This is a genomic window from Stutzerimonas zhaodongensis, from assembly GCF_003696365.1.
Classification (GTDB): Bacteria; Pseudomonadota; Gammaproteobacteria; order Pseudomonadales; family Pseudomonadaceae; genus Stutzerimonas; species Stutzerimonas zhaodongensis.
This window is the reverse complement of record NZ_RFFM01000003.1, coordinates 271,210-297,802: the sequence shown is the minus strand read 5'-3', so window position 1 is coordinate 297,802 and position 26,593 is coordinate 271,210. Positions and strand designations below refer to the sequence as shown.

At 59.8% G+C, this 26,593-nt stretch carries 21 protein-coding genes; 9 read left to right on the top strand and 12 right to left on the bottom strand.

All coding sequences use genetic code 11. The features are described from left to right. Positions 1-310 precede the first annotated feature (310 nt). A complete protein-coding gene (locus EA797_RS15485) occupies positions 311-2,896 on the top strand; it encodes a bifunctional diguanylate cyclase/phosphodiesterase (protein WP_122166769.1) in 2,586 nt (861 codons plus the stop codon). 44 nt (positions 2,897-2,940) lie between these two features. On the opposite strand, the gene EA797_RS15480 is transcribed toward EA797_RS15485, so the two are convergent. Continuing rightward, complete coding sequence (locus tag EA797_RS15480; protein ID WP_122166767.1) at positions 2,941-5,520, bottom strand: bifunctional diguanylate cyclase/phosphodiesterase; 2,580 nt, start codon at positions 5,518-5,520, stop codon at positions 2,941-2,943. Positions 5,521-5,958: 438 nt separating this feature from the next. Here EA797_RS15480 and EA797_RS15475 point away from each other — a divergent pair, with 438 nt between their 5' ends. The 5 genes from EA797_RS15475 to EA797_RS15455 all read left to right on the top strand — a co-directional run bounded on the left by EA797_RS15475 (position 5,959) and on the right by EA797_RS15455 (position 12,022). Then, a complete protein-coding gene (locus tag EA797_RS15475; protein WP_122166886.1) occupies positions 5,959-7,977 on the top strand; it encodes a response regulator in 2,019 nt (672 codons plus the stop codon). A 141-nt stretch (positions 7,978-8,118) separates the two neighbouring features. Then, positions 8,119-8,970, top strand: coding sequence for an AraC family transcriptional regulator (locus EA797_RS15470; RefSeq protein ID WP_122166765.1), 852 nt, complete (start codon positions 8,119-8,121; stop codon positions 8,968-8,970). Positions 8,971-9,074: 104 nt separating this feature from the next. Next, complete coding sequence (locus tag EA797_RS15465) at positions 9,075-9,668, top strand: LysE family translocator (RefSeq protein ID WP_122166764.1); 594 nt, start codon at positions 9,075-9,077, stop codon at positions 9,666-9,668. A gap of 225 nt (positions 9,669-9,893) precedes the next feature. Further along, a complete protein-coding gene (pgm, locus tag EA797_RS15460) occupies positions 9,894-11,558 on the top strand; it encodes a phosphoglucomutase (alpha-D-glucose-1,6-bisphosphate-dependent) (RefSeq protein ID WP_122166763.1) in 1,665 nt (554 codons plus the stop codon). 59 nt (positions 11,559-11,617) lie between these two features. Further along, positions 11,618-12,022, top strand: a complete 405-nt coding sequence (locus EA797_RS15455) for a VOC family protein (protein WP_122166761.1) — start codon at positions 11,618-11,620, stop codon at positions 12,020-12,022. A gap of 48 nt (positions 12,023-12,070) precedes the next feature. Here the strand turns inward: EA797_RS15455 and EA797_RS15450 are convergent, their stop codons facing one another. Then, entirely contained in the window at positions 12,071-12,685 is a 615-nt protein-coding gene (locus EA797_RS15450) for a glutathione S-transferase N-terminal domain-containing protein (RefSeq protein WP_122166759.1), read from the bottom strand. A gap of 172 nt (positions 12,686-12,857) precedes the next feature. Next, positions 12,858-13,262, bottom strand: a complete 405-nt coding sequence (locus EA797_RS15445; RefSeq protein WP_122166757.1) for a RidA family protein — start codon at positions 13,260-13,262, stop codon at positions 12,858-12,860. A gap of 138 nt (positions 13,263-13,400) precedes the next feature. Between EA797_RS15445 and EA797_RS15440 the strand changes: the two genes are divergently transcribed. Further along, positions 13,401-14,336 carry a LysR family transcriptional regulator gene (locus EA797_RS15440; RefSeq protein ID WP_122166755.1) on the top strand — a complete coding sequence of 312 codons (936 nt, stop codon included), beginning with the start codon at positions 13,401-13,403 and terminating at the stop codon, positions 14,334-14,336. Positions 14,337-14,547: 211 nt separating this feature from the next. On the opposite strand, the gene EA797_RS15435 is transcribed toward EA797_RS15440, so the two are convergent. After that, positions 14,548-14,946 carry a DoxX family protein gene (locus EA797_RS15435; protein WP_122166753.1) on the bottom strand — a complete coding sequence of 133 codons (399 nt, stop codon included), beginning with the start codon at positions 14,944-14,946 and terminating at the stop codon, positions 14,548-14,550. Between the two features lie 616 nt (positions 14,947-15,562). On the opposite strand from EA797_RS15435, the gene EA797_RS15430 reads away from it, so the two are divergent. Beyond that, complete coding sequence (locus EA797_RS15430; RefSeq protein ID WP_122166751.1) at positions 15,563-16,333, top strand: 3-hydroxybutyrate dehydrogenase; 771 nt, start codon at positions 15,563-15,565, stop codon at positions 16,331-16,333. 129 nt (positions 16,334-16,462) lie between these two features. Here EA797_RS15430 and EA797_RS15425 read toward each other — a convergent pair whose 3' ends face one another. From EA797_RS15425 to EA797_RS15390, 8 genes are all read right to left on the bottom strand, one after another. Further along, a complete protein-coding gene (locus EA797_RS15425) occupies positions 16,463-17,947 on the bottom strand; it encodes a sigma-54 interaction domain-containing protein (RefSeq protein ID WP_122166884.1) in 1,485 nt (494 codons plus the stop codon). A 102-nt stretch (positions 17,948-18,049) separates the two neighbouring features. Then, positions 18,050-19,417, bottom strand: coding sequence for a TRAP transporter large permease (locus tag EA797_RS15420; RefSeq protein ID WP_122166749.1), 1,368 nt, complete (start codon positions 19,415-19,417; stop codon positions 18,050-18,052). 16 nt (positions 19,418-19,433) lie between these two features. After that, complete coding sequence (locus tag EA797_RS15415) at positions 19,434-20,048, bottom strand: TRAP transporter small permease subunit (RefSeq protein WP_244214130.1); 615 nt, start codon at positions 20,046-20,048, stop codon at positions 19,434-19,436. 200 nt (positions 20,049-20,248) lie between these two features. Continuing rightward, positions 20,249-21,334: a TRAP transporter substrate-binding protein gene (locus tag EA797_RS15410; protein ID WP_122166747.1), complete on the bottom strand. Its 1,086-nt coding sequence runs from the start codon at positions 21,332-21,334 to the stop codon at positions 20,249-20,251. Between the two features lie 474 nt (positions 21,335-21,808). Beyond that, positions 21,809-22,204, bottom strand: coding sequence for a MerR family transcriptional regulator (locus EA797_RS15405; RefSeq protein WP_122166745.1), 396 nt, complete (start codon positions 22,202-22,204; stop codon positions 21,809-21,811). Positions 22,205-22,333: 129 nt separating this feature from the next. Next, a complete protein-coding gene (locus EA797_RS15400; RefSeq protein ID WP_122166743.1) occupies positions 22,334-22,960 on the bottom strand; it encodes a CoA transferase subunit B in 627 nt (208 codons plus the stop codon). 2 nt (positions 22,961-22,962) lie between these two features. Next, on the bottom strand, positions 22,963-23,658 hold the full coding sequence (locus EA797_RS15395) for a CoA transferase subunit A (protein ID WP_122166741.1): 696 nt from the start codon (positions 23,656-23,658) through the stop codon (positions 22,963-22,965). Between the two features lie 37 nt (positions 23,659-23,695). After that, on the bottom strand, positions 23,696-24,610 hold the full coding sequence (locus EA797_RS15390; RefSeq protein ID WP_122166881.1) for a hydroxymethylglutaryl-CoA lyase: 915 nt from the start codon (positions 24,608-24,610) through the stop codon (positions 23,696-23,698). A 173-nt stretch (positions 24,611-24,783) separates the two neighbouring features. Between EA797_RS15390 and EA797_RS15385 the strand changes: the two genes are divergently transcribed. Beyond that, on the top strand, positions 24,784-26,406 hold the full coding sequence (locus EA797_RS15385) for a methyl-accepting chemotaxis protein (protein ID WP_122166739.1): 1,623 nt from the start codon (positions 24,784-24,786) through the stop codon (positions 26,404-26,406). The last annotated feature ends 187 nt before the right edge of the window (positions 26,407-26,593 follow it).

Below are 26,593 nucleotides of genomic sequence, written 5' to 3'. Positions count from 1 at the left end.
GCCGAGCCCAAGCGTGCCTCTGGCGTTGCGGCAGAATTGATCAGGCGGTCTGTCGCAGAGTGGTCGAACGGCATGGCCGATAAGCATGGGTCGCTGGCGTTGCGATCGCCTGCATACGAATTGCCATCCATCTCGGGGGCAGGCTGGATCGGACGTTGGCAACCCGGTTTTCAATGGCGTAGCTCAGGGGATTGTGGTGTTCTTGCACTACGCTTGTACGAAACCCTCATCTTTGCTTCGCGCCATAAGAACGGCGCGTATCGGCAGGGGTCGAAAACGGTATTCGCAGCCCCTTCGTTGGTGAACTTGCATGGCTCAACCAGATCTCCAATCCCGCTTGGCTTTTACGCTCAAATCTGCTGGTTTGCTGGAGTGGTACGTCGAACTCGACGACTCGCTAAATGACGCGAGAGCCGCGGTCGAGGCGGTCACCCACGCGCTTGACGCCTGTTCACTGGGCAGCACCTCGCTAACCGAATTTCTCGAACATATCCATCCCGAAGACCGCGATGGCGTCGCCGAACATGTCGCCATTGCGCTCTCGACTGGTGATGAGGTGCGGTTCGAATGTCGTGTGCTGGTCGGTGACACAGGCGTGCAGACGGTCAGTGTCATGGGGCGCTCTACCGCGCATCCCGAGTTCAGGTCACTGCACTTCATCAGCCAGGATGTGACTGACTGTCGCCGCTCGGAGGCCATCGCCAAGGGCCAAATGCGTGCGCTAGAGCTTGCAGTAGTTGGCGCACCGCTGGCCGAGGTATTGGTTGAGCTCACTCGGTCTGCCCAGGAGCAGTCGGCCGGAGTCATCCGCGCGGCGATCATGAGACTGGACGAGGACGGCAAATTACGGTTCATCGAAGCGTCCAGCCTTCCCGATGATTTCGTCAGGTCACTGGACGGCATGGATACCGGCTCCAACGAAACGAGCTGCAGCGTATCGGTCCGCACTGGCCAGCCGAGCATCACTGAGGACATTGATACCGATCCCAAATGGCAACAACATCGCGCCAAAGCGCTTGAGCACGGCCTGCACGCTTGCTGGTCGACCCCGATCCTCTCTACCGAACGGGAGATCATGGGGACCATCGCCTGCTACAGCAATGTGCGCTCCGTGCCTTCGGCAGTGGAGCAGGAGGGCATTACGCTGCTGGCCAATACAGCGGCCTTGGTGGTACAGCGTGATCGAGCCAATCGCGCCCGTGCCAAGGCCGAACAACGAATGGCGACTAATGAGCGTCGCTTCCGCGGGTTGGTGAAGGCTACGAACAGCCTGACCTGGGCGACGAGCCCTGCTGTAGACATCATCGAACCGCAAAGCGAGTGGAGCGAGTTCACTGGACAGACCTTCGAGCAAGCCTGCGGCAAGGGATGGCTGGATGCCGTGCATCCTGAGGATCGTCCCGAGCTTGAGGAGGTGGTAGGTGAAATGCATTCGGTCTTCACCAACAAGCGCGCCGAATACCGCGTACGCCGCAGGGACGGGCAGTACCGTTACATGTCCGGGCATGCGGTGCCGATCTTCGATGAACGCGGCAATATCAAGGAGTGGTCCGGTGGCTTGACCGACATCACCGACCGCAAGCAGGCCGAACACCGGCTCAACCACCTGGCGACCCATGACGCACTGACCGGACTGCCCAACCGGACTTATCTGAACGACCATCTGCGCGAGCTGGTCAACTTCATTCCCGAAGGCCAGCAGCTGATGATCATGCTGATCGACCTTGATCGGTTCAAGGAAGTCAACGATTCGATGGGGCACGGTTATGGTGATGTGCTGCTGGTGCAGATTGCGCACCGGCTTCGCCAGGCTCTACCCACGGGGGATCTGGTTGCGCGGCTGGGTGGTGACGAGTTCGTCGTGGTTGCGCATCTGCCGGACGGTGTACGGTCGGCCGAGCTGATTGCAACCGATCTTCTGCGCGCCATTCAGCTGCCTTGTGATGTGCTGGGCACCCGCTACCATCCTTCGGCCTCGATGGGCATGTGCTTGTACCCAAACCCCGACACCACGATCGACGAGCTGTTGCAGCATGCCGATATCGCCATGTACCGGGCCAAGGATGCGGGCGGCACGCGAATCCAGTTCTTCTCCGCGGAGATGAGCATAGAGACCAAGAACCGCATGGCGCTCGAGCTGGATTTGCGCGATGCGCTGGAGCGCGACGAGTTCGTGCTGCACTACCAGCCGCGCATTCGCCTTGGTGACGATATGGCCTGCGGCGTAGAAGCATTGATCAGGTGGAATCATCCGACCAAGGGACTGATCCCGCCGAACGCTTTCATTCCGATTGCCGAGGCCACCGGGTTGATCTGCAAGATCGGCAGCTGGGTATTGCGGCAGGCATGTGCAGACATTCAGTTGTTGGTCGAGCGCATCGGGATCGATCTGGTGCTGTCGGTCAACGTGTCGCCCGTTCAACTCAAATCGCCGACCCTCTGCAGCGATGTTCGCCATGCGCTGGAAGCGTCGGGCATGAAGGCAAGCGACCTGGAACTGGAACTCACCGAGTCCGGGCTGATTGAAGACACCGACACCTCACACCAGCTCCTGCGTGAGCTGTGCGATATCGGCGTCAGGCTAGCCATCGATGATTTCGGTACGGGTTACGCCGGCATCGCCTACCTTCGGCAGTACCCGATCGATGTCGTCAAGCTTGATCGATCCTTCCTTGGGCCATCGTCCGGGACGGACAGCACAATGGATTTCATAAAAGCCGTGACTGAGATGTGCCATTCGCTCGGCATGCGGGTCGTGGCAGAAGGCGTCGAGGATTCGAACATGCTGCAGCAGCTCGTCCGGTCCTCATGTGATGAGGCGCAGGGCTACCTCTTTGCCCAACCCATGCCGCTGTCCAGGCTCGACGACTTCATTATTGACCGACAGGCTAGCTAGCTGGCCGCGAGCCAGCGGTTCGAATCGGCTTCAGCGCTCAGCGCTCAGCGGCCGGCGGTCGCTCGATGGGTCGCTTGCGCCTGATGCTCAGACACGACTCGCTTGAACGGCTCGGATGCGATAGGACGCCCCAGATAGAACCCTTGCGCCTGATCGCAGGCCAGCTCGGTCAGCTTTCCGAGCTGCGTGACCGTTTCTATGCCTTCGGCCGTGACCGTCAAGGACAGGGCGTGGCCCATGCTGACGATGGCGTGCACGATAGCCTCGCTGCTCTGCGAGTGATCAAGGCCCGAGATGAAGCTGCGGTCTATCTTTATTCCGTCGAACGGGTAAGTGCGCAGGTAGCTGAGCGAAGAATAGCCAGTACCGAAGTCGTCCATCGACAGCCGAACGCCCAGTGCCTTGAGTTGGTTCATGGTGATCAGCGCAGCGGCGGCATCTTCGAGCATTACGCTTTCTGTGATTTCCAGCTCCAGTCGCTCGGGTGAGAGTCCGGTGATCTTCAATGCAGCCGCGACGCGCTCAACCAGGTCGTTACGCTGAAACTCCACAGAAGAGAGGTTCACCGAGACCATCATGGTGTCTCCCCAGGTCAAGGCGTTCATGCAGGCCTCCTGCATTACCCAATCGCTGAGCTCGATGATCAGACCGGTCTCCTCGGCCAACTGGATGAAGCTGTCCGGCGGCAGAAGCCCCTTTGTAGGGTGATGCCAGCGCACCAGTGCTTCGGCCCCGACAAGGTGCTGGCCGGCCGCTTCGTAGCGCGGCTGGAAGTCCAGGCGGAACTCGCGCCTGCGCAAGGCGTGTCGCATGTCGATTTCCAGCTGTCGACGCTCCATGATCCGTTCGTTCATGGCCGGCTCGTAGAATCGGAACATGTTGCGACCGCTGGATTTGGCCTCGTACAGGGCAATGTCGGCGTAGCGCAGCAGGTCTTCGCCGGTGATTCCATCGAAAGGAGCACACACCACACCGATGCTGGTACCGACGCTGACTTCGTTGCCGGCTATCGTGATCGGCTGGTTGATGCGATCGATGAGGCGTTGGCAGAGCCCTTCGGCCTGTTCGGGGCTCTTGCAGTCGGTAGCAACCACGACGAATTCGTCCCCACCCAGCCGCGCTACCAGGTCGGTCGAGCGGGTGCAGCTGTTCAATGCATTCGCGATTTCGCGCAACACCAGATCGCCCGCGGCGTGACCGAATGCGTCGTTGATGGGTTTGAAGCGATCAAGGTCCAGCGCCAGCAGATACACCGGTCGATCAGCGTTCAAGCCTTCGCTCAAACGGCTGTTGATGAAGTGGTTCAGGCGGTGGCGGTTGGCGAGGCCGGTCAGGGCATCGTGCTGGCTGATGTGCTCGATACGTGCCTTGGCTTCGATCTCTTCGGTGATATCGCACACGGTGCCCTGGAAGCCCAACAGCTGCGCGCCTGAACGCACCGCGCGAGCGGAAAGTTGGCAATAGCGCAGGCTGTCGTTGGCGGCATTCATCTCGCACGGTATTGGTCGGCGTGCATTGCTGGCGCCGAGCTCCGCACTTACTGCCAACAGTCGGGTGTCATACGCAAGCAACTCGAACAGCGGACGGCCGAGCCATTGCTCGCGGGGCAGCCCGGTCAACTGGCAAAACCGGTCGGAGAGATAGGTCAGGTTCTGCTCAGAGTCGGTTTCCCAGATCCAGTCCGATGACGCCTCGGAGATGTTCTTGAAACGCTGTTCGCTGATCTGCAAAGCCTGCTGAGCCGCATCGATCATATGGGTAGCGTGCAGAACGCGCTTGCGCAGCCAGCAGACCAGAACCGCAACCAGTACCCCGACCAGAAAGAGCAACGGCAAGTAGGTCTTCAGCAGCGATAAACCAAGATCTTCGCTGTTCCATTGAAGAGTTACGGGCGCACCCACCTTCGCTTGCAGCGTCAATTTCGGGCTCGACGCATCGGGCAGGTTGCCCAGGGTTGCTTTCAGGTTATCCAGGTCAAAAGCCTGATCGATGACCTTGAGTTTCGCCTCCGTCAGTACGTCGACGTAGACCAGGTAAGACAGCGCAGTGAAGTCGTCGAAGCTGTTGTCGGGGCGCATAACCGCCGCTGACATGACGGCCGGAACACCCGCTACGGAAAAATAGGCGTAGGCGATCGCATCGTCCGCAGATTTATCGCGCGCTTCTTGAAGCAAAGCAGGAATGTCTCCTGTGATCCAATCGGTGGCCGGCGTATCGCCCAGAGCACCATTGATGACGCCGTAGCGGGTCGTGGCGTCCGGACCAAGAACGAACACACCGTCCAGGCCGTACGTAGAAAACAGCGACGGGCCGATATTGTCCCCCTCATAGGCCCATGCCGTGTCGATGGCGTCGTGCATGTACTTGTAGGCGTCGTACCAGAATGCGTAGTCCGCCAGTGCCGTGCCTATCTTGTCCTGGCGGCTTTCCATTGCTCTGGCAGCATCCGTTTCGCTGTGGCTGACCTGATGCTCGTCCAGTGCAAGGCACAGGTAAACCAGCGCAAGGCCTGCGGTAATGAACAGCGCTGCGACGACGTAGACAAAGCTGAGGGACGCCTTGCGGGTAATGGCGGTATAACCCGCTGACGATGAAACAGGATTCGCTGCGGTATGAAGAGTCATCTGATCTCGCCGGAACTCGTACTGGATGCGCGACCGACAGGTCGCAGAATCTATATCGGCGGCCACCTACGCGACGTTGGTGTTGCCGCAGCAGATTCCGACCAGCGGTGAGCGGCGTGGAGAGCCGAGTCTCTGGCTGCGTGGATGCAAACAGGTGGTAAGAAACCCATCGCCACCTACGATTCGGTCCCTGTACCATTCCCGCCACGAGTGCCCCGACGCTCCGGGCGTTTCAGCCAACTCTGGTCGAACGCCCTTGCTGCATCTGAAATCTGGTCAAGGTTTCATCGATGCGCCAATTCGAGTCTGGTGCGGTGGTCGAGAACGGCCAAGCGTAGTTCCGAGTATTCACTGACGAGCATCGATGTGACCCTACACGTTTCATCCGAAAGGAAGCCTTTGCTGATTGGTGCGTCCGACGGCGCAGAGTGCGCCGGTATGGTTCAGCTTCTTGGCGAAGAAGGTTATGAGGCGGTCGTCTGCACGGATCTGGCGGCGATGCTTGGCCAACTGGACCATCGGGTCGGCGCTGTCATCATCATGGATACCTTCGTTCCGGCACTCACCGAGCTTCCTGCTTCAGTGAACGATGGGCACGGGTGGTCGGGGATTCCCTTCATTCTGATATCGCAGTGTCGGGGCATGTCGCGTGCCGATTTTCAGACATTGCGAGCGCGACTTCCGTCCAGCATCACCGAGCTGGTGCTGCTGGAACAGCCGTTGGGTCCAGCATCTTTGCTCAGCACCGTGGCAACCGTGTGGCGATCTCGGCAGCGTCAGCTCGAAATTCGTGACCGCATGATCGAACTGGCCGAACAGCGCACCACGCTGGAGAGCCTGGTCGAGCATCTTCCTGTTGGTGTCTGTCTGATCGACATGAAGGGAGCGACCGTACTCAGTAACCCCCACTACGAGCGCTACGTCCCCAATAAGCTCATTCCATCAAATGACCCTGCCCACACTGGACGCTGGGTTGGCCTGGATAGCAGCGGGCAACCGCTGCCGCGTGATCAGTTTGCGGGTGCACGTGCATTGCGTGGCGAAGTAGTTGCGAGTGCCGATTTCCGTTATTACCCGGAAGGTGGTGGCGAGCTTTGGACCCGCATCAGCGCCGTGCCCTTGTACGATTCCAATCAGAAGGTCAAAGGCGCGGCACTGGTGGTCATCGATATCAACGCGGTGAAACAGAACGAGGAAACGTTACGTCGATTCAACGATGATCTCGAAGCCCAGGTAAAGGCGCGCACCCGTGCATTGGAAGACGCCCTGGAAAAGCTGACGCTGGAAAGCCAGGAGCGCGCCCGCGCCGAGGAGCAATTGCGCCAGTCCATGAAGATGGATGCGGTCGGCCAGCTCACTGGCGGCATCGCTCACGACTTCAACAACATGCTCACCGGAGTGATCGGGGCGCTGGATCTGATGCGCTTGCGTATCGGCCGACAACAGTACGGTGACCTCGATCGGTATATGTCCGCCGCGCATGCATCGGCTAGCCGCGCTGCTGCACTGACCCAGCGCTTACTTGCCTTCTCGCGCCGACAATCGCTGGAAAGCCGCGCCGTGGCTGTGAATCCCTTGATCAACTCGCTGGTTGATCTCTTGCGGCGGACCCTGACAGAACGAATCAGCCTGGATGTTCGGCTGATGGACGATATCGGCCTGGCGCAGGTGGACCCCAATCAGCTGGAAAACGCGCTGTTGAACCTCAGTATCAACGCGCGCGATGCGATGCCGGACGGTGGCACCTTGACGATCGCAACGCGCGTTGCGCAGCTTGATGCCGCAGAAGCTGCCAACCTGGGCGGCAGCGCTGGACTCTACGTCGCCATCGATGTGACCGATACGGGCGTCGGTATTCCGGCTTCCATGCTGGCGAAGGTTTTCGAGCCGTTCTTCACGACCAAGCCCTTGGGGCAGGGGACTGGATTGGGGTTGTCCATGGTCTATGGCTTCGTCCAGCAGAGCAGTGGGTTCATTTCCGTGACCAGTACCGAGGACGTCGGTACTTCGATCACGCTGCACATCCCTGTGGCGCAGCCGTCATCCAGCGAAACCGTTTCCAGCGCGGCGAATGCTGAGGTGGTGGCCGGCGCCGGCCAGACGATCCTCGTCGTGGAGGATGACGACTCCGTTCGATTACTGCTCGACAGTGCGCTTCAGGATTTGGGCTACCGCGTGCATCTCGCCGAAGACGGCCAGCAAGCGTTGAAGCTGCTGGGCCAGATGAGCGCGGTTGATCTGCTCGTCACTGACGTTGGTTTGCCCGGCTTGAATGGGCGGCAGCTTGCTGAAATCGTTCAGCAGCACCGACCGGATCTGCCGGTCTTGTTCATCAGCGGTTATGCGGAAAACGCAGCCACTCGTTCGGAGTTTCTGGGGCCGAGGATGAAGTTGATGACCAAGCCCTTCACTCTGGATTCGCTGGCCGAGACGGTGTCGTGCGTGTTGCGGATATAGCTCGTGGCCCGCATGCGGTTCGAAGCTTGAAGGCACGCGCTGCACGCTGATCACCCTGTAGTCTGCACAGATGTTCTAGAACCCTAGCCTGGGCTTCAGACCATAATCCTCATTTCGAAAGCGAGCGGGTGGCGGGAAGGTATGAGCGACAGCAAATCTGGCAATAGCTGGATCGACCTGAAGCTGGATGCCGAAACAGGCATCGAGACCATCCGTGCGCATTTCGAAGGTCATGCCTACGATCCGCATTGGCATGACAGCTACCTCATCGGCGTTACGGAGCAGGGCGTCCAGCAGTTCCAATGCCGCAGGGCACTGCACAGCAGCGTCGTGGGGCAGGCGTTTCTGCTGGAGCCAGGCGAGATCCACGATGGCCGTGCGCCGACCCCCGGCGGCTTCACCTATTCGACTTTCTACCTGCAGCCTCATTGGCTGGAGGCCCAACTGCGTGGGTTGTTCGAAGACGCGCCGAGCGATTGCCTGCCCAGTTTCAAGGAAACCCTCGCCGATGAGCCGGGCCTGGTAAGGCACATCGCCTACGCGTTTCAGGCCGTTCACCTCGACGAGTTGCGCATCGTTCGGCATGCCGCACTCGACGGTTTGCTGGATGTACTGTCGAGGCGGATGCACTGGCGCAAGCGCCTGGAGACTCCCGCGCCGCTGCCGGCGGTTGCGATAAGGACCAGGGATTACCTCCATGCCCATCTTGACCAGGACCTCGGCCTCGATGAGCTTGCAGCTGTGGCTGGGGTCGACCGCTTTCGCTTGTCCCGAGTGTTCAAGGCTTCTTTCGGGCTGGCACCCCACGCCTATCTAGTCCAGCTTCGACTAAGCGCCGCTCGCAAATTGCTTCGGCAGGGGTTGGCACCTGCGAACGTTGCAATGGAGCTGGGTTTTGCCGATCAGAGCCACCTCGGACGATGGTTTCGCCGGGCCTACGGTCTTAGTCCCGCGGCGTATCGAAAAAGCTGCTCAAACCTTCCAGACCGCTGAGCCAAACACAGACAAAGTGGCAGGGTCGAAACTGGAGACCTGCCCATGCCTGCCATCGATTACCTTTCATTCACCGCCACCCGGCCCGTTGTAAGGGGGCGGCGATGAACCAGCTTCTTCCGTTTGTACTGTTCACCTTTGTCGCTTCGATCACCCCCGGGCCAACCAACATGCTCGTGCTCAGCAGCAGCGCCCGTTTCGGTTGGCGCGCTGCTCTCCCTCTGCTGACGGGCGCCTGCTTGAGTGCCGCACTGATCGTCATGCTGGTCGGCCTGGGGTTGGGCGAATTACTGATGCGGCTACCTGCTGTGCAAAATGCGATGGCCTGGTTGGGCGTTGGCTGGATCACGCTGCTGGCCTGGAAACTCTGGCGCAGCGCTGATGAGCCCTTGGACACAGACGCGGCCGACATGCGCATCGGGGCATGGGGCGGGGCGGCTTTGCAGCTGATAAACCCGAAGACGTGGATGATGGCACTTGCCGTAGTCGGCGTATTCGCGGGCGCTGATGCAGGCTTGGCAGGATACGCAATCTACGCGCTGATCTTCCTTGCCATAGCGATGCCTTGCCTGATTGGATGGGCCGCGCTTGGGCGCGGGGCGGTCAAACTGCTGCGCTCCAGAGCGTCGCTGCGGCGTTTCAATCAGGCCATGGCGCTGCTGCTGCTCGTCTCGGCATGGAGCAGCCTGTTGATGTAAGGCGTTTCTGGGGGCTGCGTTTAGCACGCTACGCCTGGTTCGCAGGGGCAACTATCATGCACCGCCGGGTCGCCTGCACATTCATCTCGCCGGCTGGGGAACCAAAGCCGGATCAGTGATGGTCGAAGCGCCTAGACAATGACCACCACCGGTCTTGGTTTTCGATTGCCTCCCGTGCGGCGCTGTTGCCTGAGGCGACCTACTTACCCTTCAAAGGAACGATAGATGAGCATCGACCTCAACGCAGGACGCCTCCCGGAAGAACATTCGCTGACCAACATTCCGCGCCTGATTTCGCGCTACTACAGCGAGCGACCAGATCCGTCCGATCCAGCGCAGCAGGTTTCTTTCGGCACCTCCGGGCATCGTGGCTCCTCGCTGAAGGCGAGCTTCAACGAATGGCACATCCTGGCAACCACCCAGGCGATCTGTGACTATCGCCGGGAGCAGGGCATAGATGGCCCGATCTTCGTCGGCATGGACACCCACGCGCTGTCCGAACCGGCCTTCGTATCCGCCCTGGAAGTGCTGGCGGCCAACGGCGTTGAGACTCGAATCGACGCCGGTTGCACCGAGACCAACGGCGAGCCCGGCTACACACCGACGCCTGCGATCTCCAACGCCATCCTCGAATACAACGCCGGCCGTAGCAGAGGCCTGGCCGATGGCATCGTCATCACGCCTTCGCACAATCCACCTGCCGATGGCGGCTTCAAGTACAACCCCACCAATGGCGGCCCGGCCGATACGGGTGTGACCAAGTGGATTCAAGAGCGCGCCAATGCATTGCTGGTTGCCGGCCTGAAAGGCGTGCAGCGGATGGATTATTCCCAGGCGCTGAAAGCACCGACGACACAACGCTTCGACTTCATCGATAGCTACGTGAGCGGCCTGGAGCAGGTAATCGACCTCGAAGCGATCCGCAACTCCGGTCTCAAGTTTGGTGTAGATCCACTCGGTGGGGCAGGAGTGCATTACTGGACGCGTGTTGCCGAACGCTATGGTCTGCCCCTGGAAGTGCTCTCGACCCGTGTCGATCCGACCTTCCGTTTCATGCGCCTGGACTGGGACGGCAAGATCCGCATGGATTGCAGTTCGCCCCACGCCATGGCCGGGCTGATCGAAAACAAGGACCGCTTCGACGTCTCCTTCGCCTGCGACACTGACCATGACCGTCACGGCATCGTGGCGCGCTCGGTGGGTCTGCTGAATCCCAACCATTACCTGGCCGTGGCCATCGAATACCTGTTTACCCATCGCCCGCAATGGAGCGCTCAGGCAGGTATCGGCAAGACGCTGGTGTCGTCCTCGATGATCGATCGCGTCGCCAAGGGCATCGACCGCAAGGTGGTTGAGGTGCCGGTAGGCTTCAAGTGGTTCGTCGATGGTTTGATGGACGGCAGTCTGGGCTTCGGTGGCGAGGAATCCGCTGGGGCGTCATTCCTGCGCAAGCAGGGCGGGGCCTGGTCGACCGACAAGGACGGCCTGATTCTCGGCCTGCTGGCCGCCGAAATCACCGCCGTAACCGGCAAGGACCCGGGCGAACGCTACCAGGCGCTGACCGACCGTTTCGGCGCGCCGGTCTACCAGCGCATCGACGCGCCCGCCAATCGCGAGCAGAAGGCAAAGTTGGGCAAACTTTCGGCGTCCCAGGTCACAGCTGCCGAGCTGGCCGGTCAGCCGATCACTCAGATCCTCACCGAAGCACCTGGCAACGGTGCAGCCATCGGCGGGCTCAAGGTGGTGACCGACAATGGCTGGTTCGCCGCGCGCCCGTCCGGCACCGAGGACGTCTACAAGATTTACGCCGAAAGCTTCGAAGGCGAAGGGCACCTCAAGCGCATCCAGGAAGAAGCCAAGGCGCTGGTGGATAACGTGCTCAACGGCTGACGACTAGCAGCCGAGCCATGATCGAAGAGGTCAGTCACCAAGTTGAGACGAGGAGAGCCATGTTCAGCCATATTCAGGTTGGAGGTCGCGATCTCCAGGCAATGGTCGCCTTCTATGACTTGGTGCTTGGCCGCTTGGGTTGGGTGCGCTTGCTTGATGAAGAGGATGACGGCCCACCCGGTGCCGGCTGGCATCGGCCCGGTACGAAGTGGCCGCAGTTTTATGTGCAGCAACCCTACAACGGTTTGCCGGCTACATCGGGTAACGGCGTCCAGATCAGCTTTGCCGCCGCTTCGCAGGAGCAGGTGACAGCGGCGTGGCAGGCCGCTATCAAGAGCGGAGGGGCTGATGAAGGGGCGCCGGGGCTGCGCCCACGTTATGGCGCAGATTTCTTCGGTGCCTACTGTCTCGATCCGGAAGGCAACAAATTGTGCTTTCTTCACACCAATGACTTTGATGGCTAGCCCGATTAGATACGGAGGCTGAGTCAAAGGATCAGTCCTGCTTGTCACTCATTGGGCGGCAGGCGCAGAGCTGCGCATCGAGTCCCGTTCTGAAAACTTGTCCTGGAACGCCACAAGGCCTGGGAATTCGTTACGCCAGCTCAGCTCGGCAAATCGGAAATCCAGATACCCCAACGCGCAGGCTACCCCAATCTGAGCGATGTCCAGCGGGCCTTGCAGTTGGCCTACGTCATCATTCAGTGACCTCAAACCCCGCCGTACCTTGCTCAACTGGCCATCTACCCATTCATCCCACTGCCGCTCCACGGGCCGTGCAGCGCGCTCGTAGCGCGTAAGCACCGCGGCTTCCATCAAGCCATCCGCCAGCGCGGCCAGACGCAAGGTTTGCCATCGCAGGGTGGGATCAGTGGGGAATAACCTGGGTTGGTCGTGCAGGCTGTCGAGGTATTCGCAGATCACTCGGCTGTCGTACAAGGCTTCACCTTCATCGGTCAGCAAAGCGGGAATCTTGCCCAGAGGGTTGAGAGAGTTGACCCGCTCGTTAACGGATACGGGGAGTACGGAAGTTTCGATCAGCTCCAGTCGGGGCGTTAAGCCGGTCTCGCTGGCAAGTACTCTCACCTTTCGGGCAAAGGGCGATGCAGCGGCATAGATCAATTGCATGGAAAAGTAGCTCTTGTTTGGTGATGATCAGGGAAGGGTTGGCAACGCTTTGGCCGGCGGATGCGAACGGCTGTAATTGAGCATAGACAACGGAAACGGAGCGGGTGATCTGCCTGCTTCTGCTTGTCCGCACTGGCCCCGGCAACATCTCACACGTTGCCAACCTGAACCTTCACACGCCGACCGTTTTCGGCAGCTTGGCAATCACCTTGATTTCGAACTGGAAACCATAAAGCCAGGTGACGCCGACAGCTGTCACAGTAGGGTGCGGTGCTCTGCCCCAATAGTCCGGAACCACGCTCCAGATTTTCTCGAAGTTGGTTTGGGGATCGACGATGAAAACAGTCACGTCGACCACGTCGTCAAAGGTGCAATCGGCTGCTTGCAGAACCGCGTTTAGATTTTCAAACGCCAGCCGGACCTGAGCTTCCAGATCCGGCTCGGGCGATCCATCTTCGCGACTACCCACTTGCCCCGAAACGTACAGCATCCCATTGGAGCGAATGGCGGGGGAATAACGGTTGCGTTCGTAAAGCGCTTGGCGGCCAGCGGGGAAAACGACGTCACGTGTGTTCATCAGTGCCTCTCTATAGTTGGGTCGAGCAAGTGTCAGGGATCTGGAATCAGACTGTAGAGCGGCGTGCCAGCCGGATAAACTGGTAAGGCTGATCATCACTGTTCACGAATTCAAAACAATCCAAAGCCCGGAGCCACCATGGACCGCTTTGTCGCGATGCAGGCATTCGCCCGCGTAGTCGAAACAGGCAGCTTCACCAAGGCCGCCGAGACGCTGAATCTGAGCAAGACCAGCGTCACGCAACTGGTCCAGCAACTCGAGGCGCGTCTGCGCGTCAGGCTGCTCAACCGCACGACGCGCAAGGTCAACGTAACGGCCGATGGTGCCGCCTACTACGAGCGGGTTGTGCGCCTGCTCGCCGACCTGGATGACGCAGAAACCAGCTTGTCCGGCGCGTCGGCGGCGCCCAGAGGACGTCTCAGAGTGGATGTGCCAAGCCCCTTCGCACGGACGATCCTGATACCAGCGTTGCCGAAGTTTCATGCGCTGTACCCAGATATCCAGCTGGACCTTGGCGTGAGCGATCGCATGGTCGATCTTGTCGACGAGAGCGTTGATTGCGTTGTGCGCGGCGGGGAGCTAACCGACCAATCATTGATTGCTCGCCACATAGGTGATCTGCAACTTGGGACCTACGCGGCGCCGAGTTACCTCGAGCGCGCTGGCACGCCTTTGCATCCTCGGGAACTAGAAGACACGCATCACCGCATCATCGGCTTCCTGTGGGCGCGAAGCGGAAAGGCAATGCCGTATGCCATGCATTGCGATGGCGAGCGTGTTCATTTGCTAGGCCGTTATTGGGTTTCAGTCGATGACGGCAATGCCTATTTGGGAGCCGGTGTGGCGGGGCTGGGCGTTCTCTGGTTGCCCGACTACATGGCCAAAGAGCATTTAGCGAGAGGCGAATTGGTGCCTCTGTTTCAAGACTGGCAATTCGATCCGATGCCGCTGTATATCGCTTTCCCTCCAAACCGGCACGTCAGCGCAAAGCTAAGGGTATTCATTGATTGGGTTGCTGAGCTGGTGGCGCAGCTGGCACCTGTACATCGGCCACAAGTTGTTCTGCGTGAATGACTCTAACGGGAGCATGTTACTAAGACCCGCCAGCGGTCGGCGGCGGGCGGATACGGCAGTAGGTCCGAAGATGATGCGGACGAAGCGGCCTGCTAGCCTGATCAAGCGATCCACCAGAACGTGCCCAGAAAGCTGTTCTGAGTACAAATCTTAAAAAATGACGCTCGCCCGCACGGCAGCTGTGCACCGTGCGGGTAGCGCAATCCCAGCGTTAGTTATAGCGTCCGTGGACGCCGCCAATGCTCAATCTGCCTGCGCCCAGCAGTGCAATGGCGACCGATCCGAAGAGGAACAAGCCTTGGGTCTCCAGCGCCCAGCCCCCCATCTGGCCTATCGTGAACAGCTCAGACATATGGGCGAGGGCGATCGCTACCAGCATGTTGCCGACCATCAGCAGCGCCCCAATCCGCGTGAACAGGCCAATGATGACCAGAATCGGACCTACAACCTCCCCGAGATAGACACCATAGGCGAGAAATCCCGGCAGGCCATACCCGGCCAGCATGCCGGCAATCCCGCCGACGCCACCTTGAAGCTTGGCGATACCATGCAGCAGCATCAGCAAGGCTACGCTCACCCTCAATATCAGCTTTCCAACATCGTCACTCATGGGCATGCCCTTCCTCTCTAGCGCCAGGGTTCTGGCTTGATGGATAACAAAGTAGCCCAACGGTGAAGGTATTGCGTGACGCTATGACGGCGCGGGATCAATTAAGAGCCTGTAAGCACTTTTTTCATGGCTACGATGTCCGCGACACGAATGCCGAGCGCCTGTTGGTTGAACAGCCCCCGGCCCGCCGTGACATTCGCCGTCCAGCCAAACGGACATCTATGGTGTGAAGATGTATGGATGGTTACGCATGTCCGAAATCCTGGACACCGTGCTTCCGAGCCGGTGAGTGACAGATTTCCATGCAGCCGCCTGCCACAGGGAGATGGGCGCCAGCGATAAGTGATCTTGATCTCCGATCGGGTTTTGGCATGGCTTTCGCTGGGGCAGGGAGTCTCGCTCGTTCGCGGGATGCCGCACCGCTAAGTGCAGCCCAGAACAACAATAAGGAAATGCAGATGTTCCAACCTTCCGATCTGGCCAGCGCGCTGAACGGCTGTTCCGTGTTGGGTCCGCTAATGACGACCATCAAAGCTCCCCACAATCGCTATGCTGACGGAAAGTGCCATTGTTCAGGGCAAGCCGCTTCTGTCAGTAGTTACTCCCGGAGCCTGCCATGACCCTCGACGGAAAAACTGCACTGGTGACAGGTTCGACGAGCGGCATCGGCCTTGGGATCGCTTGCAAATTGGCGGAGGCCGGCGCTGATGTGATGCTCAACGGGTTCGGCGATGTGGATGCGGCCATCGCACGCGTCTCTGGTTATGGCACACGGGTTCTTCACCATCCAGCTGACGTATCCGATGCCGCGCAGATCGAAGAAATGGTCAGCCAGACCAGACGTGATCTCGGCTCGCTTGATGTCCTGATCAACAACGCCGGCATTCAGCACGTGGCACCAGTCGAGCAGTTTCCGGTGGCACGGTGGGACAGCATCATCGCCATCAATCTGTCTTCGGTGTTCCACACCATGCGGCTCGCCTTGCCGGGAATGCGCGAGCGTAACTGGGGGCGGATCATCAATATCTCATCGGTGCACGGCCTTGTGGCCTCAGCGCAGAAGGCTGCCTACGTTGCGGCGAAGCACGGCGTTATCGGCCTGACGAAGACGGTAGCGCTGGAGACCGCCACGACCGGGATTACCTGCAATGCGCTTTGCCCTGGCTGGGTGCTCACGCCTCTGGTCCAAGAGCAAATCGACAACAAAGCGCGGGAACATGGCGATGCGGCACGAGCGACTCGCGAATTACTGATGGAAAAACAGCCCTCACTGGACTTCGTTACGCCGGAGGAGTTGGGCGAACTGACGCTGTTCCTCTGCAGCGACGCTGGCAGGCAGGTCCGCGGTGCTGCGTGGAATATCGATGGCGGCTGGGTGGCGCAGTAGTTAAGGACTGTAGGGTGGGCTGGGCGGCCCATCCTTCGAGCTACAAGCGACTAACGGCCATTCGGGCTTGGTGCGGTCGGTAAGATGGCGTTGAGCAAAGCGATACCCATCAAACAGTTGGCCCTCGACTCACCTCTCGCTCAATCCATGCAATTGCAGCTTGGAGTAGAGGCTGGCCCGGGAAATACCGAGCTCCACTGCAGCGCGGCGGCGGTTTCCTTTACAGGCGCGTAATGCGTGCTGGAGCGCGCGACGCTCGGCTTGGGCGACCCATTCAGCAAGCAGCTGCAATGGTAATTCCTCCATTGCTGTGGGCTCGCTGTACGTGGGTGAGAGCTGGACAGCTGGCACCTCCGTGTAGCTTTTAACGTCCAGCAACGGCAAAAGATGCCGCACTTCGAGTGGCAAGCCGTCGGCGTTGAGCTGAGCGCGCTCCAACAGATTACTCAGCTCACGCACATTGCCGCGCCAGGGCTGGCCGCAGAGCAGGGCAACAGCTTCGGCGGTGAGCTCCATCGGGGCTTGACCCGATCGATTGGCGATATCATCGAGCAGGTGTTCGACCAGTGCCGGAATGTCGCTGGCGCGCTCACGCAACGAGGGCACTTTCAGCGCTAGCACATTGAGGCGGTAGTAGAGGTCATCGCGGAACTGCCCGGCGGCGACCTTGGCCTCCAGGTCGATATGGGTGGCGGCGATCACCCTGACGTTGAGGGGTTTGACCTGGTTGGAGCCTAGCGGCTCGATTTCCTGTTCCTGCAGCACGCGCAGCAGTTTGGCTTGCAACCCCAATGGCAGATCGCCGATTTCGTCGAGAAACAGAGTGCCACCATTCGCAACTTCGAACTTGCCGATGCGGGCCTTGCGGTCCGCGCCGGTAAAGGCTCCCGGCGCAGTGCCAAACAGTTCGGCTTCGACCAGGGTCTCCGGAATAGCGGCAACGTTCACCGCGACGAATGGCCCGTTGGCGCGCGGAGACAGGTTGTGAATGCCTTGGGCTAACAGCTCTTTGCCGGTTCCGGTTTCGCCGCGAATCAGAACCGTGGCGTCCAGCTGCGCGGCGCGTCGGGCTTGGCGCTTCACTTCACTGGCGGCGGGGCTGGTGCCTATGAAGCCGGCAATGGTGTAGCGGGCACGACGGGCCTTTGCCAATTCGTTCTGTGTGGCCACCAGCTGCGTTTGCAGGATGTTGAATTTGGACATCAATGGCTTGAGATGCTGAGCCCGGTCGAACAGCACGAAGCCTAGTGCGCCGACAAGGGTGCCATCTTCATCGCGGAGTGGAATGCGGGTGACAACGAAATGTTCGTCACCGAAAGCCATGAGGTCGAGCATGCTTGGCAAACCGCTTTCCACCACCTCACGCAGGCGGCTCGCAGGCAGCACTTCCTCTATTTCCTTGCCGAGTACGCTGCGCGCGTCGCTGATGCCGATCTTCTCGGCGTACTTGTCGTTGATCCAGACAATGCGTGCCTGCCGGTTGACCGCGATAGTGCCTTCGCACTGGGCGTTGAGATGGTCGAACAGAAGCGGCATTGCCACTGCACGAAAGCGCTCGGGCGAAACACCGATGATCAGGCCGTTGTGGTCGAGGTCGTTGCGGGCGATTGCCATGGATTCGAGCTGTCCGGAGAGGTTCTGCCGATTATGAAAGGCGCCGGTTGCCATGGGCAAGGTAACCGCTGTCCACCCAGTTTTGGCAACGTACGAAGATTTTCACTGGGCATACACCTCGTTGGGCAGCCATGTTGCCAATGGGGCAAAGAAGAACACCAGTGCGAGCCCGAGCAGTTGAATGAGGATATAGGGCATGACGCCGAGATAAACGTCCCGCGTGGTGACCTCCGGCGGACAGACCCCTTTGATATAAAACAACGCAAAGCCCACCGGTGGGGTGAGGAAGGACGTCTGCAGGCACAGCGCGAACAGGACCGCGAACCACAGCGGATCGACGCCCATGGAGAACAACACTGGCGCTACCAGGGGCAGGATGATCAGCGTGATCTCCACCCAGTCCAGAAAGAAACCGAGCAGGAAGGTGATGAACAGCACTGTCAGCAGCACGCCTGTCTGGCCGAACGGCAGGCCGGTGAGCGCTGCGCGTATGACGTCGTCGCCACCCAGGCCGCGCAGCACGGCGGCGAAAACGGTGGCACCGATGAAAATGCCAAAGATGAATGCTGACGTGCGGCTGGTCTGGTAAAGCGCCTCTTTGAGTACAGTCATGTTCAGCTTGCGGCTGCATGCGGCCATGATGACCGCGCCGAATGCGCCAACCGCGGAGGCCTCGGTCGTGGTGGCAATTCCGAAGAAGATCGAGCCAAGGACCGCCAGGATAAGAACGAAGGGCGGCACTACGGCCCAGAAAACATCGAGCAGTGCCCGAGCATCAAGCTTCGGGCGGTTGGCCGGTGCCGGCGCGAAGTCCTTCTTCACCCAGGAGGCGATGACGATATACAGGATATACATCAGCGCCAGCATCATTCCGGGGATTAAGGCACCCATGAACAGCTTGCCCACTGACGCCTCGGAGGTGCCGAGGCGGTCGGCCATCAGTACCAGCATGATGCTCGGCGGAATCAGGATGCCCAGCGTGCCAACGGAACAGGCGGTGCCCACAGCCAGGCTCTTGTTGTACTTGGCCTGCAGCATCGGCCCGATGGAAAGCATGCCGAGCAATGCCACCGAGGCGCCGACGATGCCAGTGGACGCGGCCAGCAGGATGCCCACCAATACCACCGTCACGGCGTAACCACCACGCAATGGACCCAGCACGCGCACCAGGCTATGCATCAGCCGTTCGGCGATGCCGGAGCGGTCGAGCATGATCCCCATGAAGATGAACAGCGGGAGGGCGACCATCAGCTCGTTGGCGACGATGCCGTAGATGCGTGCGTCCAGGACCCCTATTGTGCCGTCCCAGGTAAACCAGAGATCGGCGTCAAAGTGTTCGACCATTACATGGCCGAGCACTGCGAAGAGCAGTCCGATGCCGGCCAGTGACCAGGCAACCGGGAAGCCAAGCAGCAGAAGTCCCATGAAGGTTGCGAACATGCTGATGACGAGAATTTCTTCCAGACCCATGATTACGGCTACTCCATCAGGGCTGCGAATGGCCGCGGTCGCGGTCACGCGAGGGAGCCTTGAAGGCCCGCGGGAAATTGAAAAGAAGTGTGCTGCAGCGGGTAGCGCGCGATAGCAGCGCAAGCGCAACCAGTGTCAGGCCTAGGGGCAACACGCTTTTGAAGATGAAACGATGCGGCAGGCCGCTGGGTGCCTGTGAGCGCTCGCCGTGTACGAATGACTGGTAGGCGAACGGCACCAGTGCATCGACCATCAGCACCACGATCGGCAACGCCAGTATCAGGATCGCCAACAGCTCGATGATCGCCTGGCTGCGCAATGTGAATTTCTCGCGCAGTACATCGACACGTACGTGATCATCACGGACCACTGCGTAGGCCAGCGCGAGCATCAGGGCGGCACCGAACAGGTGCCACGACAGCTCTTCAAGCGCGATGGAACCGCGCGACATGACGAAGCGACTGAACACATTGGTCAGCACCACCGCCAGGACCAGCAGCCAGATCCAGGAACTGGATTCGCCGACAGCGACCAGGGCCTTGTCCAGCCAGTACGACAGTTTGTTGTGCGGCAGTGCATCCGCGGGAGCAGCGGGCACAGCATTGCTTGGGGAGACGGGATGAGCGGACACGGCCACCTCGGAGATCCGAAACCAGGAGAAGACACGGCACAAGGACCGTGGCGCTAGCACCAATCGGGACGACTAGATTCTCCACCTGCTGTGCTGAGACTGTGTTACTTCGCTTCGTCAGTTGCCTGCGATGGAAGCGAGCCTCGGCACATCAGGTGCACGACAAGTCAACCCTAGGGGTCACCAGGCTTGCTGAGAAATCACTCGTACTTGTAGTAGTCGCGGGGCAGGTAACCCTTGCCATGCCAGATCGAGTGATGCTGCATGAATTCGCGCTGACTGGTCAGGACACGGTTGAACATCTGGTCCTCGGCCGCGATTTCATCAAGCACTTCATTGGTCACTCGCTCCAGCTCACGCAACACTTCCTCGGGCAATACTTGAGCCTTAACGCCTTGCTTCTCGTAATCGCGTAGGGCGGTCGGCTGTGCCCATTCGCTCTCAGCGAAGCCCTTCAGGGTGGCGGACTCGCAGCCCATCTCGATCAATGCGCGGCTTTGCGGCTCGAGTTTGTCCCAGACGCCTTTGTTCACCAGCAGGTGGGAGGTCGTAAGCGTCTGGTGCCAGCCCGGCATGATGTAGTTCTTGATGATCTGATCGAGCCCCAGCATCTTGTCGATGGCGGGTTGCGAGAATTCCGTGGCATCGATGGTCTTGCGTTCCAACGCCTGGTAGATCTCACCACCCGGGATCATGGTGACCGAAGCACCGAGTTTCTCCAGCACTTTGCCCCCGATGCCTGCGAAACGGATGCGCAGGCCATCGATATCTTCTAGCTTCTCGATCGGCTTGGCGAACCACCCGGCCCCTTCAGGGCCGATGATGCTGCACAGCATTGGATGAATGTTGCGCTGCGCGTAGATTTCCTCGAGCAGCTTCTTGCCGTCACCCTCGTAGTACCAGGCCAGATAAGCCGGCGGCTCCATGTTGAACGGCGCGCCGGAGTAGAGCGGCAGAGCCGCAATGGTGCCCTGGTCATAGCCAATCCAGGTGTAGCCGGCCGGGTACTTGCCGTTGCTGACCGCATCCATGATTTCGAACGGCGGTACCAGTTCGCCGGGCTCGTAGTAACGCAGTTGAATGTCGCCGCCGGAAATGGCCTTGAGCGACTCGGACAGATGCTTAATTGGAGTGGTCAGGCCGATCAGATGCGAGGGGAAGGCTAGCGGCACTTGCCAACGTATTTTCTCCGCAGCCGTAGCGCCAGTGCTGATCAGGCCGGTGCTGATAATGCTGGTGACACCTACCGCGCAGGCGAGACGGGACAGTTTTCTGGTTAGGGACATTGATGATTCCTTCTTGTTGTTGTTCTGGTGTAAAGGCGGAACGAGACGATTTACCCACGACATTCTCGTCCTGCCAGATGTGGCCACACGTTGCAGGCAATGCTTTGCAGGTTCTATGCCTGAGTTCTGCGTGAAGCTGGAATACTGGTATAGATAGGTTCCAGCGAAGCGGCCGAAATCTCTGTGTCCAGTCAAGTAGACATGAATCCGGATGGGTTGCGCAGGTGTCCATAAATCTGGATCTGTGTCCGGAATCCTGGATTACGGTGAGTCGAACGGCAAGGATGCAGATGAGCGGATGAGCAGATGAAAGGGCAGTTCGATTGCACGAGGTTCAGTGCGCGTCGCGGACAAGTTCGCTGCTTAGCATCCATCGGTCACTATGCTTGCCCTGAGTCGCCGAATGCCTGAATCAAGGTGATGAAGGGAGCGGACGCCAGAGTGCTTCTGCCGCCCTGAACGAGACAACTGACGCTAGCTCGCTTCTTTGCTGATGGTTGTTTTAAGTGCCGACAGGCAACGCTCTTCGGCGGTATCGAGTTCCAACTGCATCTGCTGGATATCGAGCAGCTGCTGCTCCAGTTGCTGGCGGCGCTCGGCGATCATGCCAAGCATGATGTTCAGCTGCTTCTGGTTGCCGGCCTTGGGATCGTAGAGTTCGATGAGCGTCTTGCATTCGGCGAGGGAGAAGCCGATGCGCTTGCCGCGCAGGATCAGCTTGAGGGCGACGCGGTCCTTCGGGCTGTAGATACGTTCCTGACCGCGACGCGTCGGCGTGAGCATGCCCTGTTCTTCGTAAAAACGTATTGCGCGGGTGGTGATGTCAAGCTCGTTGGCCAAATCGGAAATGCTGTACGTCTGCTTTGCCATGAAGGTATCCAGTTTGCCTATCCACCCGCGGCTCGCAATGAACCGGGCGTTTCGTTCGTGCTGTGTATGCGTCAAGGCTACACGTGGAGCAAGCCTGATGCACAGTGGCATCAGGCCATGTACCCTCGTTCAACGGGAAATCGTGCAGCCGGTCGCTTTCTGAATGTCATCGAAGCTGACGCCCTCAGCCAGTTCGACCAGCCTCAAGCCCTGCTCGGTGACATCCAGCACCCCCATGTCGGTAATGATGCGATCCACCACGCCGACGCCGGTAAGGGGCAGGTCGCAGTGCTCCATGATTTTGTGCGCACCCTTTGCGGTGTGCTCCATCAAAACCACCACACGCTTGACCCCAGCTACCAAGTCCATCGCGCCGCCCATGCCCTTGACCATCTTGCCGGGGATCATCCAGTTGGCCAGGTCACCTTTCTCCGAGACCTGCATGGCGCCAAGAATTGCCAGATTGATATGGCCGCCGCGGATCATGCCGAAACTCATGGCGTTGTCGAAAAAGGCGCTGCCGGGCAGGGCGGTGACGGTTTGCTTGCCAGCGTTGATCAGGTCCGGATCAATTTCATCTTCAGTCGGGAAGGGACCGATGCCGAGGAGCCCGTTTTCGCTTTGCAGCCAGACGTCCATGCCTTCGGGGATGTAGTTTGCGACCAGTGTCGGCAATCCGATCCCGAGGTTCACATAGAAACCGTCCTGCAATTCCTGCGCGGCGCGTTGCGCCATCTGTTCACGTGTCCAGGCCATGATCAGCTCCTCACCGTACGTTTTTCGATGCGCTTCTCGGCGTTCGGATTGTGGATGATGCGCTGCACGTAGATGCCAGGTAAGTGAATCTGGTCGGCATCCAGCTCGCCTGTTTCGACCAGATGATCGACTTCCACCACGCAAACCTTGCCGGCCATTGCCGCTAGTGGGTTGAAGTTGCGGGCGGTCTTGTTGAATACCAGGTTGCCGGCCTTGTCTGCCTTGTAGGCTTTGACCAGCGCGATGTCGGCGGTCAACGACTCTTCCATCACGTACCACTCACCGTTGAACTGGCGGGTTTCCTTGCCTTCGGCTATCAGCGTGCCGTAGCCAGTCTTGGTATAGAACGCAGGAATGCCTGAACCGCCTGCACGCAGCTTTTCGGCCAGGGTGCCCTGTGGAGTGAATTCCAGCTCCAGCTCGCCGGCCAGATACTGCCGTTCGAACTCCTTGTTCTCGCCCACGTACGACGAAACCATCTTGCGCACCTGGCGCGACTCCAGCAGCAAGCCGAGACCGAAGCCGTCCACACCTGCGTTGTTGCTGATGACGGTGAGATTGTTCCTGCCGGTGTCGCGTAGCGCCTCGATCAGCGCCTCGGGGATACCGCACAGCCCGAAGCCGCCGACGGCGAGGGTCATGCCATCCTCGACCAAACCGTCGAGCGCCGCTTCAGCGTTTGGGTAGATCTTGTTCATATGAACCTCTTTGTCATAGCGGGGCCGGCCAGCGGTGTCACTGCGCGCTTAGCCGCGCCCGCGAAACCCGTGAGCCGTTGGGTCGACCCAATACATCGCTGATGCGTTGCCCCGCCGCGATCAGTGAGTCAAGGTCGATCCCTGTTTCGATGCCAAGACCGTTGAGCATGTAGAGCACATCCTCGCTGGCGACGTTGCCACTGGCCCCTTTGGCATAGGGGCAGCCACCAAGCCCTGCAACCGAGCTGTCGAATGTGCAAATACCTTCCTGCAGGCTGGCGTAGATGTTCGCCATGGCCTGGCCGTAGGTGTCGTGAAAGTGCCCGGCAAGCTTGTCACGCGGCACGGTTCGGCTGACCAGGTCGAAGAGCTGACGCGTCTTGCCCGGGGTGCCGGTGCCGATGGTGTCGCCAAGTGAGACCTCGTAGCAGCCCATGGCGAACAGTTCGTGGGCGACATGCGCGACGCGCGCGGGATCGATGTCGCCTTCGTACGGGCAACCGAGCACGCAAGACACATAACCGCGCACCTGAATGCCGTTCTCTCGTGCAGCAGACATCAGAGGGGCGAAGCGCGCCAGACTCTCGTCGATGGAGCAATTGATGTTCTTTTGCGAGAACGCCTCGGATGCTGCGCCGAATACCGCCACCTCGCTGACACCCGCTTCGATGGCCGCTTCAAGGCCCTTCAGATTGGGCGTCAGGGCCGCGTAGGTCACCCCGGGGTTCTGCTTGATCTGGGCGAACACGTCAGCCGAGCCCGCCATCTGCGGCACCCATTTGGGCGACACGAAACTGCCTACCTCGATGTAGCGCACACCGGCGGCAGTGAGGTCATCGACCAATCGCACCTTGTCCGCAACGCTGATCGGCTGCTTTTCGTTCTGCAGGCCGTCACGCGGTCCGACTTCAACCAGGCGTACCCGGCGTGGAATTTCAGAGGTCGTGGTCATCATCTTTCCTCAAGTAAACAAGCGAGCCGCCGTAAGGATCTGGTCCCCGATCGGCAACCGCCTGGATACCGACTCGGTAGTCAAAAAGTGGACTTCGTGCGTTTAAGTTCGCTCGCACCTAGCAGATAAATATAGGAAACCCGGCTTTTGCCGCACGCCTTTTCGAGGTTCCCATGCTCCGCAAACTGAAGATTTCCCATCGCACGCTGTTGTTCTTTGCGCTCGTGGCCGTACTGCTGACCGCGCTTGGTTTGTTCAGCCTGATGCAGATGGCGGCGATCCGTGCGGCCGGCAGCGAAATCGACTCGGATTGGATGCCCAGCCAGGCGGCCGCCGACGACATGGCGTTGAACTTTGCCCATGTTCAGACGGAGTCGTTGCGCCAGCTCGCCTTCAGCGACGTGGAGACGATTCGCAAGAGCGAGGCATTGATTGCAGCCGCGTTGAGCGAGATCCAAAGCCTCATGGTTCGTTATGAGGCACACATCTCCGATGACAACGAGGCGCGCGTATTCGGCGCCGCCAAGGAAGTGTTCGCCCAGTATCCGCAAGCGCTCGAGGAGCGCAGGCGTGTCATGGCCGCTAGCCCGAGCGCCGCGCAAATGACCGCAGCGAACGCTCGTGTTGACGCGATGGGCACACAGTTCGAGCAAGCGCTTTTGAAACTGCGCACGTTCAACGAGGAGGGTGCCCACCATGCGGTAGATGTCGCGACTGCCGTCTACAAGAATGCCCGGTTGATCATTGCCGCGGTGATCCTGGCTGCCTTGATAGCAACTGTAGTGCTGGCGCTGATCCTGACCGCCAGCATCGTCCGGCCGATGCGCCGGGCTGTAGCGGTATCCAACGAGATCGCCAAGGGTGATCTGACACACGAGGTCTTTATCGACGGCAATGACGAGGCCACCGAGCTGCTGACTTCCCTCAGCGAAATGCAGGCGAGCCTGCGCGACATCATTGGCCAGATCAACGATTCGGCGCATGTTCTGACCACCTCGGCCGAGGAAATGACAGCCGTCATGCTGGACAGCACCGACGGCCTGCAGAAGCAGAATGACCAGATCGAGCAGGCGGCCACCGCAGTTAACGAAATGACCTGCGCCGTCGAGGAGGTGGCCAGCAATGCTGTCTCCACATCCGAGGCGTCCCGTGAATCCAGCGAGTCGGCGCAGCAAGGTCGCATCCAGCTGGACGACGCCATCGCTTCGATTCAGGCGCTTGCCCATGACGTACTCAGCGCGTCGGATCGCGCTGGGGATCTGGCTAACCAGACGCAAAACATCACGCGGGTGCTCGATGTCATTCGCGCGGTGGCCGAGCAGACCAATCTGTTGGCGCTCAACGCCGCCATCGAGGCTGCACGAGCAGGCGATGCGGGCCGTGGATTTGCCGTGGTGGCGGATGAGGTACGGGCACTGGCGAAACGCACGGGTGAATCGACTCAGGAAATCGAGTCGATGATCGGCAACATCAAGCAAGGCACCGGGCTGACCGTGGACGCGCTGCAACTGAGTGCATCGCGCGCTCAGGGGACGCTGGACAAGGCTCAGGCGGCCGGTGTTGCGCTGGTTCAGATCGCCGAGACTGTGGCTGGCATCAATGAGCGCAATCTGGTCATCGCCAGCGCCTCTGAAGAACAGGCGCAGGTCGCCCGCGAAATCGACCGCAACCTCGTGAACATTCGTGATCTGTCGGTGCAGACGTCGGCCGGTGCGCAGCAAACCAGCATCGCCACGCAGGAGTTGTCGCGGCTGGCGGTGAACCTCAACGGCTTGGTGCGCCGATTCAAGATGTAACCACCGCCTGGTGCGGGCGGGTATGCAGGAGCAGGATGAACGCTCCTGCGCATGCTTGTGGATACGGCCCCCCGATGAGCTTGCTTTACGCACTTGCCCGTTATTGCAAGTAATGGCTTCGAGGTGGAACCAGCGGTTATCACTATCGCTGGACCAGACGGGCAGCCCATCCCCGATTCGCCGGTTG